The sequence below is a fragment of the Stenotrophomonas sp. Steno-Z10-HUANG genome, from assembly GCF_056393075.1.
The window spans coordinates 406,314-421,990 of record NZ_JBWJPA010000001.1 but is presented as its reverse complement, the minus strand read 5'-3'; the positions used below and the strand labels follow the sequence as shown (position 1 = coordinate 421,990).

Below are 15,677 nucleotides of genomic sequence, written 5' to 3'. Positions count from 1 at the left end.
TGTAATTTTTATCGATTACACGAGTAAACGCATGCCCTGTCAAGCAGGCCGACCACGGGTTCATCGCGCCGATGCTGTAATGCGGCTCCCCCCTGACGGCGCCCCGCCATGCCCCACCAAGTGACCGACCCCGATGCCGCCGCGGCGTGGTTGCTGGCCCGCGTCGAAGGGCCGCTGCGCATCGCCGCGCCGCTGGCGCTGGGCAAGCCGCACCGACTGCTCAACGCACTCTACGCGCGCGTCGGGGTGGACCCGTCGCGCCCATTGCAGCTGTACACCGCGCTCTCGCTCGATCCGCCGCATGCCGCCGGCGACGGACTGGAGGCACGCTTCCTGCGCCCGTTCGTGGCGCGTCATTTCGGCGCGGACTTCCCGCGCCTGGCCTATGCACGCGACATGGCGCGTGATGCGCTGCCCGCGCATGTGCAGGTGGAAGAGTTCTACATGCAGTCCGGGGCGCTGCTGGGTTCATCGCAGGCACAACGTGCCTACACCAGCCTCAACTACACCCACGTCGCCGCCGCCCTGGCCCAGCGCGCACCGCATGCCATCGTGCAGAAGGTCGCGCGGCGCGAGGGCAGCACCCGGCTGTCGCTGTCGTGCAACAACGATCTCACCCAGGACACGATCGACGCGGTCATCGCGCGTGGCCTGCCGCGTCCGCTGCTGATCGCCGAGATCGACCCCGAGCTGCCCTGGCTGGGCGGCAGCGCCACGGTCGACGCGGCGTTCTTCGACCTGGTGCTGACCCCGCCCGGGCCCTACCCGAAACTGTTCGGCCTGCCGCGGCAGCCGGTCAACGATGCCGAGTACGCCATCGGCCTGTATGCCAGCACGCTGGTGCGCGACGGCGGCACCCTGCAGATCGGCATCGGCGCGCTGGCCGACGCGCTCAGTCACGCGCTGGTGCTGCGCCACACCGACAACGCCCGCTACCGACGGGTGCTGCACGCGCTCGATCCGACGCTGGCGGAGCATCCGCTGGTGCGCGAGATCGGCGGGCTGGAGCCGTTCGAAACCGGCCTGTACGGGTGCAGCGAGATGCTCAACGAGGGCTTCCGCAAGCTGGTGCAGAGCGGCGTGATCCGGCGCAAGGTGCACGACGACCTGGCGCTGATGCAGCGCATGGCCAACGGCAGCGCCTACACCGCCGACCACGCCCGGCTGGCCGAGGAAGGCGAGTATCTCCACGGCGCGTTCTATCTGGGCTCGCCGGAGTTTTACGACTGGCTGCGGCACCTGCCCGCCGACGCATGCCGGGCCATCGGCATGCGCCGCATCAGCGAGATCAACCAGCTCTATGGCGGCGACGAAACCCTGCAGCGGCTGCAGCGCCGGCAGGCGCGCTTCTTCAACTCCTGCATGATGGCCACCGCGCTCGGCGCGGCGGTGTCCGATGCGCTGGAGGATGGCCGCGTGGTGTCCGGCGTCGGCGGCCAGTACAACTTCGTGGCCATGGCGCACGCGCTGCCCGATGCGCGCAGTGTGTTGATGTTCCGCGCCGTGCGCGATGATGCGGGGATTGCCCGGTGCAACGTGCGCTGGAACTACGGCCACACCACCATCCCGCGGCACCTGCGCGACATTTTCATCAACGAGTACGGCATCGCCGACCTGCGCGGCATCACCGACGAGGACTGCGTGGTCGCGATGGCCGGCATCACCGACGCCGCCTTCCAGGCGCCCCTGCTGCAACAGGCGAAGCGGGCGAAGAAGCTGGCGGCCGGTTTCGTCGCGCCCGCGCACTGGCAGCGCAATCGCGCCGCTGTCCTGTCCGCGGCGCTGGCGCCGTTCCGCCGCGACGGCAGCCTGCCCGACTACCCGCTGGGCAGCGATTTCACCCCGGTCGAGCAGGACCTGCTGCGCGCCCTGCAGTGGTTGAAGGGCAACACCGGCAGCACCGGTGGCAAGCTGCGCACCGTGCTTGCGGCCCTGCGCCAGCGACGCGGCGACAACGATGCCATGTACCTGCAGCGCATGGGACTTGAGCGGCCGGACGGTCCGGCCAGCTGGCTGGACACGCGCCTGCTGCGGCTGGCGCTGGCGCGCACCGCACGGGCCTGACCACCGCGCATCGCGCTCAGGCATCCGCGGCGGTCGTTGGGTGCCGCGGGGATGTTCACCCGCTTGCCAGACGGATCACGTACGACGAACCGGCGCATGTCCCGGGGTTCGCGCGACGGCGCTTGTTCAAGGGCGATGCCGGTGGCACGGGTGCCGCGCAGCGCCTCGTCCAGGTCATCGGTTTGCACCGGCGCCCCCGATCCGCCTTCGATGGCGAAGCTCTGCCGCGTGGCCATGCGCGATGCCGCCGCCCAGGTGCGGATCCAGCCGTGGTCCATGACCGGCCCCCGCACTGGAACCGCGCGGCAGCACGCGTCGGCGGCGTCCAGCGGAGCACTGCGCAGGTGGCGACGCCAGGGGCCGCCTGCCTCGGCTTGTCCGCGACGCGCTACTGCCCCGCCGGCGGCTCCCACAGTTCGACCTTGTTGCCCTCCGGGTCGATGACCCAGCCGAACTTGCCCTGCTCGGAGACTTCGGTCCTGTCGACGACATCGCAGCCCTCGGCACGCAACGCCGGCAGCAGCGCGTCCAGGTCGGCGACGCGGAAGTTGACCATGAAGGAAGCCGTGCCTGGCGCCATATAGGCCGTGTCGGCCGCGAACGGGCTCCAGATCGTCATGCCCGGCGCACTGCCCTCGCCGCCCCACGGGAAGACCGCACCGTTCCAGTCCCCGACATCGAGCCCGAGGTGGTCGCGGTACCAGGCTGCCAGCGCGGCCGGGTCCCTGGCCTTGAAGAAGATGCCGCCGATACCGGTCACGCGCTTCATGGTGCTTCTCCGGAGGCCACCCGCGACGGGGCGCACGCGCCGATGCTCGCATGCCGGTGGCGCCGCATCCAGGGGGCTCCCGACAACGCCGCGCGACCATCGCACCCACGTGCTGACCCAGGCGGCGGCGAAGTACGGGGCCACCGCCGCACGGGGTGGCGCGCAAAAGAAAAGGCCGGGAAATCCCGGCCTTTTCTCACTGCCCGGCGATGCGACGCATCAGTGCGCCAGCTGCGCCCGGGCCGCGGCGACCACCGCCTCGGTGGTGATGCCGAAGTGCTGGTACAGCTTGTCGGCCGGGGCCGAGGCACCGAAGCTGTCCAGCCCGACCACCGCGCCATCCAGGCCCACGTACTGGCGCCAGAAACCGGTGACGCCGGCTTCCACCGCCACGCGTGCGCGCACCGCGTGCGGCAGCACCGACTCGCGGTAGGCCGCGTCCTGGCGGTCGAACACGTTGGTCGACGGCATCGACACCACGCGGGTCTTGATGCCGGCCGCGTCCAGCTCGGCCTTGGCGGCCATGGCCAGGCCCACTTCCGAGCCGGTGCCGATCAGGATCACGTCCGGCGTGCCGGCGGCATCGGCCAGCACGTAGCCGCCGCGTTCGATCAGCTTGACCTGCTCGGCGCTGCGCGGCTGCGGGGCCAGGTTCTGGCGGCTGAAGATCAGGCAGCTGGGGTTGTCACGGCGCACGATCGCCGCCTTCCAGCTCACCGCCGATTCAGTGGCGTCGCACGGGCGCCAGACGTCGTTGTTGGGGATGTAGCGCAACGAGGCGATGTGCTCGACCGGCTGGTGGGTCGGGCCGTCCTCGCCGAGGCCGATCGAGTCGTGGGTGAACACGTGGATGACCTGCGCCGGGATCAGCGCGCTCATGCGCAGCGCGTTGCGGGCGTAGTCGCTGAACACCAGGAAGGTGGCGTCGAACGGCAGGAAGCCGCCGTGCAGCGCCAGGCCGTTGGCGATCGCGCTCATGCCGAACTCACGCACGCCGTAGTGCACGTAGTTGGCCTGCGGGTCCTCGCCGACCACGGTGTGTGCGCCCTTCCACAGGGTCAGGTTGGAGCCGGCCAGGTCGGCCGAGCCGCCGACGATTTCCGGCAGCAGCGGCGCGAACGCCTGGATCGCGTTCTGCGAAGCCTTGCGCGAGGCGATGGTCGGCGCCTCGGCCTGCACCTGGGCGATATAGGCATCGGCGCGGGCGATGAAGTCGGCCGGCAGCTCGCCATGCGAGCGGCGGGTCAGCTCCCCGGCCTCGGCCGGGAACTGCGCCGCGTACTTGTCGAACAACTGCTCCCATTCGGCCTGGCGCAGGGTACCGGTGCCGCCCGCGCGCCAGCCGGCGTAGATCTCCTCGGGAATCTCGAACGGGCCATACGGCCAGTCCAGCGCCTTGCGGGTGGCGTCCAGCTCGTCCTTGCCCAGCGGCGCGCCGTGGCTGGATTCCTGGCCGGCCTTGTTCGGCGAACCAAACCCGATGGTGGTCTTGCAGCAGATCAGGGTCGGCCTGTCGAACTGCGACAGCGCCGCGTCGATGCCCGCCTTGATGCTCTCCGGGTCGTGGCCGTCGACGCCACGCACCACGTTCCAGCCGTAGGACTCGAAGCGCGCCGGGGTGTCGTCGGTGAACCAGCCTTCCACTTCGCCGTCGATGGAGATGTTGTTGTCGTCCCAGAAGCAGACCAGCTTGCCCAGGCCCCAGGTGCCGGCCAGCGAGGCGGCTTCGTGCGAGATGCCTTCCATCAGGCAGCCGTCGCCCATGAACACCCAGGTGCGGTGGTCGACGACTTCGAATTCCGGGCGGTTGTAGCGCTGCGCCAGCAGCTTTTCGGCGAGCGCGAAGCCCACCGCATTGGCGAAGCCCTGGCCCAGCGGGCCGGTGGTGGTTTCCACGCCCGGGGTTTCATGGCGCTCCGGGTGGCCGGCGGTCCTGCTGCCGAGCTGGCGGAACGCCTTGAGCTGCTCGATCGGCAGGTCGTAGCCGCTCAGGTGCAGCAGCGCGTACTGCAGCATCGAGCCGTGGCCGTTGGACAGCACGAAGCGGTCGCGGTTGAACCACTTCGGGTTGTTCGGGTTGTGCCGGAGGTAGTCGTTCCAGAGCACTTCGGCGATGTCGGCCATGCCCATCGGCATGCCGGGGTGGCCGGAGTTGGCGGCTTGCACCGCATCGGCGGCGAGGAAACGGATGGCGTTCGCCAACTGGCGGCGGGTGGGCTGCGTCATGGTTCGTCGGGTCGGGAGGCTCCCGCGGAGCTGCGGGCGGCCTATTGTCCCACAGAGCACCGGGCAGGTCAGGCCGGCGGCGTCACGACGCGGGGCACGCGCAAGGCCCCGGGCGGCATGCCGGTGCCGGCGGCGGGCGCCGGCTTGCGGCAGGCGGGGAAAAACGCGAAGGCCGCCCTTGGGCGGCCTTCGTGGCATCCGTTTCGCCGGCGGCTCAGTGGCGGCCGGCGTTGTCCGCCACTTCCGGCACTTCCTCGTCGGTCACGCCACTGCGGTGCGAGACCACCACCGCGGTGGCGAGGTCGCCGGTGACGTTGAGCGAGGTGCGGCACATGTCCAGGAAGGTGTTGACGCCCAGGATGATGCCGATGCCCTCGGGCTTGATGCCGATGATGCCGCAGATCATCGCGATCACCGGCAGCGAACCGGACGGGATGCCGGCGGTACCGATGCCGCCGAGGATGCACAGCAGCAGTACCATCAGCTGCTGCGGCATGCCCAGGTGCAGGCCGTAGACCTGCGCCAGGAACAGCACGGTGATGCCTTCGAACAGCGCGGTGCCGTGGTGGTTGGCGGAGGCGCCGACGGTCAGCACGAAGCGCGAGACCTTGCGCGGCAGCTTCAGGTTCTCCTCGGCCACGCGCAGGGTCACCGGCAGCGTGGCCGACGAGGAGGCGGTGGCGAAGGCGGTCAGCGTGGCTTCCTGGGTGCCGCGGAAGAAGCTGCGCGCCGACATGCCGCCCAGCAGCCGTACCCACAGCGGCAGCACGATGAAGCCATGGATGGCGATCGCCAGCAGCACGGTCACCACGAACCACATCAGGCTCTGGATCACGTCCCAGCCGAGCCGCGCGGTCAGGTTGAACATGAAGGCCGCCACCGCGAACGGCGCCAGCTTGATGAACATGCCGATCAGGTGCATGCACACCTCGAACAGGCCCTGCACGGCGTTCTTGAACGCGGTGGTGCCCGCGGTCGGCTTCATCACCAGGCCGATGCCGATCATCAGCGCGAAGAACACGATGCCCAGCTTCTTGCTGTCGTCGCCCATCGCGTTGACGATGTTGTGCGGCACGATGTTGACCAGCAGGTCCATCAGCCGCAGTTCGTTGCCCTTGCTGACGATCTCACCGGTCTTGGCGCTGCTCATGGCCTGTTCGACCAGGGCCGGCTCCATGTGCGTGCCGGGCTGCAGCAGGTTGACGCACAACAGGCCGATGCCGACCGCCAGCGCGGTCACCACCGCGGTGTAGTTCAGGGTTTTCCAGCCCAGCCGGCCCAGCGAGGCGATGTCGCCCAGCTCGGCCACGCCCAGCACCAGCGCCGAGAACATCAGCGGCACCACCAGCATGAACAGCAGGTTGAGGAAGATCTGCCCGAACGGCTGGGTGACGTAATCGATGGTGGTGTTCACCCACGCCGCATCGGCGGAAGTGGCGTGCGCCACCAGGCCCACGATGGTGCCCAACATGAACCCCAGCAGCACTTTGATGTGCAACGGCATGGAGGGCTTGCTTGACGCGTGGGCGTGGGGCATGCGGCGGTACTCGCGGGCGAAAGATCGCGTAGCTTAACAAAAGCTGCACAGCCGCCAACCCTGCCATTTGGCCCGGTCCCGGGGGTACCGGGACGAGGCGTCGGGGCGCCTCCGCAGCCGTCCCGGCGGCGTCCCGGCGCCGGCGCCACGGCCGCGATCCGCCCGACCGATCAGCCGGCTCCCTGCCCCGGATAGAGCGGCGGCAGCGGTGATGGCGGGGCATCGGCCCGCGCCCGCCATGCCGGCCCGTTGGCGAACGCGGCGCGCAGCGCGGTGCGTGCCGCGGACCCGCTGCCACCGGCCCAGCGGGCGCGGCGCAGGGCTTCCAGTGCCTCGCGTTGTGCCGCGCTGTCCAGGCGCGCGGCCAGCACATCCAGGTCGACGACCGGCGGCCGGGCAAGGCCGCGCAGCGCCTGCTCGACGTCATCCAGGTCGCCGGTGTCCAGCGCGCGCCTGAAATCGGCCAGCGAATGCGTGCCCACGCCGGCATCGCCCTGCCCGCTGTCGCCTGGCCTCCGCGGGCCCTGGCTGGGCGGCGGGCGCCGCCGGGTCAGTGCCCAGACCAGGGTCAGCAGCCACAGCAGCGCGAACCCCGCCGCCAGCAGCGGCCACGGCGACGCGCGCAGCAGCCGGGCGCCGGCCACCGCGATGGCACGCTCGCCGGTGGGCGCCGGCGGCGCGACCGTGGCGGCAGGCGCATCCGGCGCCGGCACCGCGGCTGCCGCGCCGGTCCCCGGCGCCACCTCCAGGCCCAAGTCGGGCAGTGCCGCGGTTCTGGCCTCGGCGGCGCCCACGTCCCACCAGCCCAGGCGCAGGCCCGGTACCTGCAGCGGGCCCGGCCGCTGCGGCACGATGGAGTAGCGCCGCGTCAGCTTCAGCCGCGGGCTCCCGCCATCGAAGGTTTCGTCGTACTGCGGCGGCTCGGCGAACACCTGCGCGGCGTCGCCCAGGGCCGGCACCGGCAATTCCGGGAACTGCGCACGCGTCGCGCCGACCGCGGTGGCCTCCACCTGCAGCGTGAACGCCTGCCCGACCTGCGCCGACTGCGGCGCGGCGGTGTAGCGCAGGCGCAGGTCCTTCAATGGCAGCCACGGCTGCGGTGCGGCATCGGGCACCGCGCGCACCTGCAGGGTCTGGTCGGCCGCGCGGGCACTGAGCGCGCCGGTACCACGGCCAAGCAGATCGTCGAACAGGCCGCCGGCGCCGCGACCGCTGAAGCGCGCGCCCTGCAGCCGCAGCGGGCCGCTGCGTTCGGGAATCAGCAGGAAGCGCCGCTCGACCACGTTGTAGCGGCGGCCACCGACGTCATGCGACGAGGTGCGGTCCTCGCCGACCCGCTGCAACGAGGCCGAAGCCGGCGTGGCCAGGTCCAGCTCGCCGGACGCCAGCTGGGTCGCGAAGAACAGCCGGACCACCACGCCCACGCTCTGCTGCACGTACGGCTGTGGATCGTCGACCTCGGTTTCCACGAAGGCCACCGCGTCGCCGGCGCCGGCCACCGGGGCGGGATCGACCCGCAGTTGCAGCGGCGCCGTCCGCGCCGCGCCGACGCGCAGGGCCGGCACCTGCAGCGCGCCGCTGCGCCGTGGCGTAAGCACCACGCCGAACAGCGCGGCAGTGCTGACGCTGCCATTGGCCAGCCGCGTCTGCCGGCCGCTGGTACGCCCGCCCAACGCGAAATCGGCCTGCAGCGGCGCGTAGTCCGGTGCCGCGCCGGGCTGGTCGGTCTCGATGTTGAGGGTGACCACGTCGCCTTCGCCGATGCGGTCACGGTCCAGCCATGCGCGGGTCTGCGCCTGCACGCTGGCGGCGCAGGCCAGCAACACCCACAACCCCACCTTCAGGAGAACGCTTCGCCGCTTCATTGCCCTTCCCGCCTGCGCCGCTCGTATTCGAGCTGGAACTTCGCCTTCAACAGATCGCCCGGCGCATCGGGCACGCGCTGCATCCATGCCTCGATCGCCTGCCGTCGCTCGCGCTCCTGCGGGCTCATCGCCGCCTGCGCCGCGCGCTTTCCGGGGTCGCCGTCGCCGCCCGTCTGCCGGCGCAGCGCCTCGGCCACGCGCTCGCGCTGGGCCCGGTCGGCCTGCTGCTGGCCGCGGGCATCTTCCGCCTGCGGCGCCTTCGGCGCCGTATCGGCCGCGGCCTGGCCCTGTCCCGGCCGCGGCGGCGCGTGCTTCGGCTGCGACGGTGCCTGCGATGGCGGCGGCTGCGACTTGCCGTCCTGCGACTGGCCATCCTGTGACTGGCCGGGCGATGACTTGCCCTGCTGCGTATCGGGTGTGTTCTGCTGGCCGCCCCCCTGCGGGCCTGGCGGTGGCTTGCGCCTGCGCGCGGCATCGACCGCGGCGCGGTTGGCCTTTGCGTCGTCCATGCCCGGCCGCAGTGCCAATGCGCGGTCGTAGGCGGCGATCGCCTCGTCGTAGCGACCCTGCCGCGCCAGCGCGTTGCCCAGGTTGTACCAGCCCTGTTCGCTGTCGACACCCTCGAAGCGGCGCTGGGCGGTGGCGAAATCGCCCTTGCGGTACGCCTCGACGCCTTCGGCCAGGCGCTGGTGCTGGCGCTGGTCCGGGCGCTGCCACCAGCCGCCGGGTTCGGCCGCATGTGCCGGCATGGCCAGCGGCAGCCACAGGCACAGCGCCAGCGCCGCCAACGCCTGCCGGCGCCGCCGGAACGCCAACAGCGCGACCAGCAGCAGCGGCGGCAGCAGCCAGTAGCCTTCGTCCTGCCAGGCGGTGTCGGTGCGGCCGGCACGCTCGCCGGCGGCGGCCTGCGGCTGCAGCACCGCCAGCGCCTGCAGGTCGGCGTCGCCGGCGGAAAGCCGCGCGTAGCGACCGCCGCCGGCGAGCGCCAGCGCACGCAACGACGGTTCGTCCAGCCGGGCATGGCCGATGCGTCCCTCGCGGTCGCGATAGGCAGCCCCCGCTGGCGTACCCAGCCCCAGCGCCGATACCGGGTAGCCGGCCGCGCGCAGGCGTGCGGCTTCGGCGGCGGCGCCGGCATCGGCGCGGTCGCTCACCAGCAGGACCGCGCCGTCGCGCGCACCGGCCTGGCGCAGCAGGCTGCCGGCCCATTCCAGCGCCTTGCCGGCGTCCTGCCCGTCCACCGGCATGACCTCCGGCGCCAGTGCGTCGAGGAACAGCGCGACGTTGGCCGCGTCATCGGTCAATGGCGCCACGGTGAACGGCTCGTCGGCATACGCGACCAGCGCCACTTCGCCACCGCGGCGCTCGCGCAGCAGCAGCGCCAGCTTCGCGCGCACCTGCAGCAGGCGGCTCGGCGGCAGGTCGGCCGCGCCGGTATGGCTGGACAGGTCCAGCACCACGACCAACGGCGTCTTCGATTCCCACAGCGGCTGCTCCACCTGGCGCCAGCTCGGCCCGGCCAGGGCCAGCACCGCCAGCAACAGGGCGACCGGTACGGCCAGCCATCTGCCGCGGGCGCGGCGGCCGCCATCCGCCAGCAGGTGCGGCAGCAGGTGCGCGTCCACCACGCTGCGCCAATCGCCACGCCGGCGCCGCCGGTACCAGCCGCCCAGCAACACGGCCGGCAGCAGCAGCAGCAGCGCCCACAGCCAATCCGGGCGGATGAAATGCAGGCTGTTCCAGAACGCGATCACCGGCGCCGCTCCGGCCAGGCCAGCGCCAGCAGGCCCAGCAGCAGGGCCGCCGCCAACGGCCACGCATACCGTTCCAGGCGCGGACGCAGCGCCGGTCCGGCGCTGCGCACCGGCTCCAGGCGATCCAGTTCGGCATAGATGCCGACCAGCTCGCCGGTATCGCGCGCGCGGAAGAAGCGCCCGCCGGTGTCCCGGGCAATGCGCGCCAGCGTGTCCTCGTCGATCGGGTCCTCCGCGCCCGGCAGCCGCATGCCGAACAGCGATACCCCGCCGTTGCCGCCGAACGCGATGGTATGCACGCGCACGCCCTCGGCCCTGGCCAGCTCGGCCGCCTTCAGCGGGTCGATTACGCCGGCGGTGTTGACGCCGTCGGTGAGCAGGATCAGCACGCGTTGGCCTTCGGGTTGCCCGCGCAACCGCTTGACCGCCAGCGCGATGGCATCGCCCAGCGCGGTCTCGCGCCCGGCCAGCCCGACCACGCTGTCGCGCAGCTGTTCGCGCACGCTGGCGCGGTCGCGGGTCAGCGGGGTCAGCGCGTAGGCGCGCTGGCCGAACACCAGCAGGCCTATGCTGTCGCCCTCGCGGCGGTCGAGGAAGTCGGCCAGTACCGCCTTGGCGGCCGTGAGCCGGTCCACCACGCGGCCGCCGAGCAGCATGTCGCCCTCGCTCATGCTGCCGGACAGGTCCACGGCCAGCATCATCTGCCGCGTCTGCCGCGGCGGTTCGACCGCATCCCCCAGTTGCTGCGGTCGCGCGGCGGCCGCGCACAGGCACAGCCACGCCAGCCACAGCAGCAGGGTGCGCGGCCACGGCCCGTACCGGTGCGCCGCCGTTGCCTGCAACCGCGCCGGCGGCCAGGGCACCCGCAGCGCCGGCCCATTGCCGGCCGGCCGTGGCCACAAAGCCATCAGCAGCGGCAGCGGCACCGCCAGCCACAGCCAAGGCCAGGCGAACTCCGGCAGGCCGCCCAGCAGCGCGTGCAGGCGCTCCATCACCGGCGCCGCTCCATCAGGTCGACGAAACGCCCGCGCGCCAGCGCGCAGGCGCGCGCGGCCTGGGGCTCGTCGACCTGGCGGCGGAAGCCGCCGTCGAGCAGCAGTCGACCCTCGCCCTGGCTGAAATCGCGGCGCGCCGGCCCGTCGAGGAACCGCAGCCAGTCCTCGCCCTGCAACAGCGCGGCCGACGGGTCGCAGCGACGTGCCGCGCGCCGCAGCAGGTCCGAGGCACGGCCGACGCGCGCGGCCGGAGCGGATGCCGCCGCCAGCGCCGCATCGAACAGCGATTGCCAGCGCAGCCGCCGGTGCCGGCGACGCAGCCGCAGTGCCACGAACACGGCAAGCCCGAGCAGCAGGACGCCCAGCAGCAGCCACCAGCCTGGCGCCGGCGGCCACACGCCGGGCGCGGCCGGCAGGTGCACGTCGCGCAGCGGCAGCGTGGTGGCGATCACCGGCCACTCCGCGCCGCGGCAGGCGCCAGCCAGGCGTCGCTGGCGTCGTCCGATGCCAGCACCTGCACCTGGATCCTGCGCCCGGGCAATGACCGGCACAGCGCTTCCACCGGGGCGACGAACGCCGCGTGCCAGGCATCGCGCGTCGCGCCGGTGGCCAGGTCCAGCTCCATGCGCGCGCCCGGCGCCAGCACCGGCAACATGCAGTGGGGCGGCCGCATCTCCAGCGGATCGACCAGCAGCAGCAGGCGTACGTCCACGTGCATCGACAGCGCCGACCAGGTGGCCGGGGCCACGGCAAGGGCGCTGCCCGGGTCGGCCAGCACCAGCACCCGCGCGCCCGGGTGCAGCAGGCGCGCCGCACGCTCGAGTGCCGGCTGCAGGCCTGCGTCATCCACAGCCGGCGCGCCGTACCAGCGCACCAGCGCATCGAGTACGCGCAGGACCCCGCGCATGCCCCCGGCCGGCGGCACCAGCGCGGCCCCTCCGCCCGCGCACAGCGCCGCCACGCGGTCGCCGTCGCGCAATGCCGACCAGGCCGCGACCGCGCCGGCGCGCGCGGCCTGCACCGACTTGAACCGCACCCGGGTGCCGAAGTACAGCGCCGGTGCGGTATCGGCCACCAGCAGGGTCAGCCGTTCGCGCTCGGCCTGGAAGGTCTTGGTGTGGGTGAAGCCGGTGCGCGCACTGAGTTTCCAGTCGATGTGGCGGGCATCGTCGCCGGCCACGTATTCGCGCGACTCGGCATATTCCATGCCGCGCCCACGCTGCGCGGAGAGCGCGCGCGCGGACGCGCCGCGCCGGCCGCGACGCGGGCCACGCGCCGGCATCGCCGCACGCCGCAGCGCGATCAGCTCGGCCAGCGAAGGGGCGATGCCCTCGGACGCAGGGAGCCGGGAACCGGGGGCCGCGACGGCGTCTCCGCCAGCGGCCGACCGGGCGGGCGATACCGCCGTCGGTTTGTCCCCGTTCCCCGCAACCGGCTTGATCACGGCAACGGTACGCGGTCGAGCAGCGCCGCGACCAGGCGCTCGCCGTCCCAGCCCTCGGCGGCCGCCTCATAGCTGGGCAGGACCCGGTGGCGCAACACGTCCGGCGCCACCGCACGCACGTCGTCCGGGGTCACGTAGTCGCGCCCGGCCAGCCACGCCTTGGCCCGCGCGCAGCGCTCCAGGGCAATGGACCCGCGCGGACTGGCCCCCCAGGCGATGCGGCGGGCCAGCGAGACGTCGTAGGCCGAGGCGTCGCGCGAGGCCAGCACCAGCTCCACCAGATAGCGTTCCAGCTGCGGCGCCATGTGCAGTTCCAGCACCGCCCGTCGTGCCTGTTCGACCTGTTCCAGCGAGAGCTTCCGCACCTGCACTGGCGTCGCATCCATCTCGCGCAGCGCGCGCTCGCGGGCCAGCCGCAGGATGTCGACCTCCGCCGCGGCATCGGGATAGCCGATGCGCACGTGCATCAGGAAACGGTCCAGCTGCGCCTCGGGCAGCGGGAACGTGCCTTCCTGTTCGATCGGGTTCTGGGTGGCCATGACCAGGAACACCGGCGGCAACGGATAGGTCGTCCGCCCTACCGTCACCTGGCGCTCGCCCATCGCTTCCAGCAGCGCCGACTGCACCTTGGCCGGCGCGCGGTTGATCTCGTCGGCCAGCAGGATCGGATGGAACACCGGGCCCGGCTGGAACTCGAAGCGGCCTTCCTGCGGGCGCCAGATGTCGGTGCCGGTCAGGTCGGCCGGCAGCAGGTCGGGAGTGAACTGGATACGCGCGAAGCGCGCGTCGATGCGCGCGGCCAGCGCGCGGATCGCGGTGGTCTTGGCCAGCCCGGGCGCGCCTTCCACCAGCAGGTGGCCATCGGCCAGCAACGCGACCAACAGGCGTTCGACCAGGACCGACTGGCCGACGATCTCGCCGGCCAGGGCGTCGCGCAGGGCGATGAAAGCGGCATGCAGGGCGGCGGCGTCGGCCGGCGGCGGGGGCAGGTGCGGGGTGTGGTCCATAGGCGCAGTTTGACCGATCCACGCAGGAATGGTTCACCGGCACGCCGGTGGCCGGAGAGCAAACGAAGAGGCCGCCCTGCGGCGGCCTCCCGTGCTCTTGCGGATGGACCCGGTTCAGTGCGGCTTGGCGACGCGCAGGATCTTCGGCGTCACGAACACCAGCAGCTCGGCCTTGTCCTTGGCGCGGCCGCGCTTCTTGAACAGATTGCCCAGGAACGGCACGTCGCCCAGGAACGGCACCTTGGCCACGCTGCTGCGGTCGTTGAACTCGTACACGCCGCCGATCACCACCGTCTGGCCATCGTCCACCAGCACCGCGGTATTGATCTCGCGGCGGTTGATGATCGGCACGGTGCCGAAGTCGGTCACGTCAAGGAATCGGTCGATCTCGTCCTTCTTCACGTTCATGTTGAGGAACACGCGGTTGTCCTGGGTGATGGTCGGGGTGACCTTCAGTTCCAGCAGCGCTTCCTTGAACTGCACGTTGGCCGTGGGCGCACCGCCGGCACCACCACCGCCAGAGATGGTGACGTAGCCGATCTCCTTGCCCTGCTTGATCACGCCTTCGCGCTGGTTGGCGGTGACGATGCGCGGATTGGAGACCACCTCGCCCCGGCCCTCCTCCTGCATCGCCGACAACTCGACGTCCAGGGCGAAGTTGGCACCCAGCAGGGTATAGGCGATCGCGCCGGCCGGGCTTTCGGTATAGCTCTTCGCGGGCAGATTCACGTTTAGCCCTTCGTTGCTCACTATGCCGTTGTTGATGATGCTGCTGTTGCCGCCAAGCGAGCCGCTGATGGCCTGGGTGCGGTCACCGATGCGACGCCCCTGGATGCCGAACTTGGCGCCCAGGTCACGTGCGAAGGTGTCGGAGGCGATGACGATGCGGCCTTCGATCAGCACCTGGTCGACCGGCCGGTCGATCACCGCGATCAGCTCGCGCATCTGCGCGATCTTCTTCGGGATGTCGCTGATCATCAGCGTGTTGGTGCGCTCGTCGGCGACGATCATGCCGCGCTTGGAAAGGAAGCCGTTCTCGCGCTGCGAGCCGCCGCCGGTGCCACCACCGCCGGCACCGGCGTTGCCGATGCCCTTGGCTTCGGTGAGGGCTTTGAAGATCGCTTCGGCGCTGTGGTAATTGATCTGGATGTAATCGGTGGCCAGGTTCTCGCGCTCTTCGATCGCGATGCGGGCGTCTTCCTTGTCCTGCTCGAACTTGGCCAGCTCGGGTTGCGGCGCGACCCAGATCACCCCGCCATCGCGGCGCTTGTCCAGGCCCTTGGCGCGCAGGACGATGTCCAGCGCCTGGTCCCACGGCACATTGACCAGGCGCAGGGTCACGTTGCCCTGCACGGTATCGGACGCGACAACGTTGAGGTTGGATTCCTCGGCGATCAGCTGCAGCACGGTGCGTACCGGCACGTCCTGGAAATTGAACGTCACCGGGCGGCCGCTGTAACCGCGCGCGGCCACGGTGGCCGCGGCCTGGGCCACGGTCTGCGCGGTCACCGCACCGGTCGCCGACGGCGCCTGGCGGGGCGAGATCTCCACCACGTACTCGTTGCCGGACTGGTAGGCCAGCGACTCGAACGCCCCCTGGGTGCTCAGCACCAGCTGCGAGCCATGGCCCGACGGGCGGGCGTCGATGCGTTGCACCGGCGTGGCGAAATCGACCACGTTCAGCGGCCGCTGCAGCGCGGCCGGCAGGGTCGCATTGCCCATGTCGACCACGATGTCATTGCCCTGGGTCCTCAGGTCCGGGCTGGCGCCCTGGCCGTCGAACTGCAGGATCAGGCGGCCGGCGCCGTCATCGCCGCGCTTGAAGTCGACCTTGGTGACCGCGACGGTAGCCGCGGGCTGTGCGGCGGCCGGCGGAGCGAGGTCGGCGGCGAAGGCCACCAACGGAGAGCCGCAGGCCAGTGCCAGCGCAACTCCCAGTGCGCGGGCATGAACCATCGCATGGCGCCGGGCGGGACGCAGGCTCAGGGCTTTGGAAAAAGTCATCGTGCTATCCCC

General features: G+C 71.6%; 11 protein-coding genes. 1 reads left to right on the top strand and 10 read right to left on the bottom strand.

Annotated elements, in window-relative coordinates; translation table 11 throughout:
• Positions 1–108: 108 nt before the first annotated feature.
• Complete coding sequence (locus AC06E6_RS01875) at positions 109–2,064, top strand: acetyl-CoA hydrolase/transferase C-terminal domain-containing protein (RefSeq protein WP_240212251.1); 1,956 nt, start codon at positions 109–111, stop codon at positions 2,062–2,064.
• 388 nt (positions 2,065–2,452) lie between these two features.
• On the opposite strand, the gene AC06E6_RS01870 is transcribed toward AC06E6_RS01875, so the two are convergent.
• The 10 genes from AC06E6_RS01870 to AC06E6_RS01825 all read right to left on the bottom strand — a co-directional run bounded on the left by AC06E6_RS01870 (position 2,453) and on the right by AC06E6_RS01825 (position 15,665).
• Positions 2,453–2,833: a VOC family protein gene (locus AC06E6_RS01870; protein WP_240212252.1), complete on the bottom strand. Its 381-nt coding sequence runs from the start codon at positions 2,831–2,833 to the stop codon at positions 2,453–2,455.
• A gap of 219 nt (positions 2,834–3,052) precedes the next feature.
• Entirely contained in the window at positions 3,053–5,059 is a 2,007-nt protein-coding gene (gene tkt / locus AC06E6_RS01865; protein WP_478060109.1) for a transketolase, read from the bottom strand.
• Between the two features lie 214 nt (positions 5,060–5,273).
• On the bottom strand, positions 5,274–6,596 hold the full coding sequence (locus AC06E6_RS01860; RefSeq protein WP_240212254.1) for a dicarboxylate/amino acid:cation symporter: 1,323 nt from the start codon (positions 6,594–6,596) through the stop codon (positions 5,274–5,276).
• A gap of 170 nt (positions 6,597–6,766) precedes the next feature.
• A complete protein-coding gene (locus tag AC06E6_RS01855; protein WP_240212255.1) occupies positions 6,767–8,461 on the bottom strand; it encodes a BatD family protein in 1,695 nt (564 codons plus the stop codon).
• Positions 8,458–10,233, bottom strand: coding sequence for a VWA domain-containing protein (locus tag AC06E6_RS01850; RefSeq protein ID WP_478060261.1), 1,776 nt, complete (start codon positions 10,231–10,233; stop codon positions 8,458–8,460). Before AC06E6_RS01850 ends, AC06E6_RS01855 begins: the two co-directional genes overlap by 4 nt.
• On the bottom strand, positions 10,212–11,207 hold the full coding sequence (locus tag AC06E6_RS01845; protein WP_478060107.1) for a vWA domain-containing protein: 996 nt from the start codon (positions 11,205–11,207) through the stop codon (positions 10,212–10,214). The genes AC06E6_RS01850 and AC06E6_RS01845 overlap by 22 nt, the downstream gene beginning before the upstream one ends.
• A complete protein-coding gene (locus tag AC06E6_RS01840; RefSeq protein WP_240212258.1) occupies positions 11,207–11,662 on the bottom strand; it encodes a DUF4381 domain-containing protein in 456 nt (151 codons plus the stop codon). The genes AC06E6_RS01845 and AC06E6_RS01840 overlap by 1 nt, the downstream gene beginning before the upstream one ends.
• Positions 11,659–12,537 carry a DUF58 domain-containing protein gene (locus AC06E6_RS01835; protein WP_478060259.1) on the bottom strand — a complete coding sequence of 293 codons (879 nt, stop codon included), beginning with the start codon at positions 12,535–12,537 and terminating at the stop codon, positions 11,659–11,661. The genes AC06E6_RS01840 and AC06E6_RS01835 overlap by 4 nt, the downstream gene beginning before the upstream one ends.
• 113 nt (positions 12,538–12,650) lie before the next feature.
• Positions 12,651–13,661 (bottom strand): AAA family ATPase, encoded by a 1,011-nt coding sequence (locus AC06E6_RS01830; RefSeq protein ID WP_240212260.1) that lies wholly within the window; start codon positions 13,659–13,661, stop codon positions 12,651–12,653.
• Between the two features lie 114 nt (positions 13,662–13,775).
• Complete coding sequence (locus AC06E6_RS01825) at positions 13,776–15,665, bottom strand: type IV pilus secretin PilQ (RefSeq protein ID WP_478060105.1); 1,890 nt, start codon at positions 15,663–15,665, stop codon at positions 13,776–13,778.
• Positions 15,666–15,677: the final 12 nt, after the last annotated feature.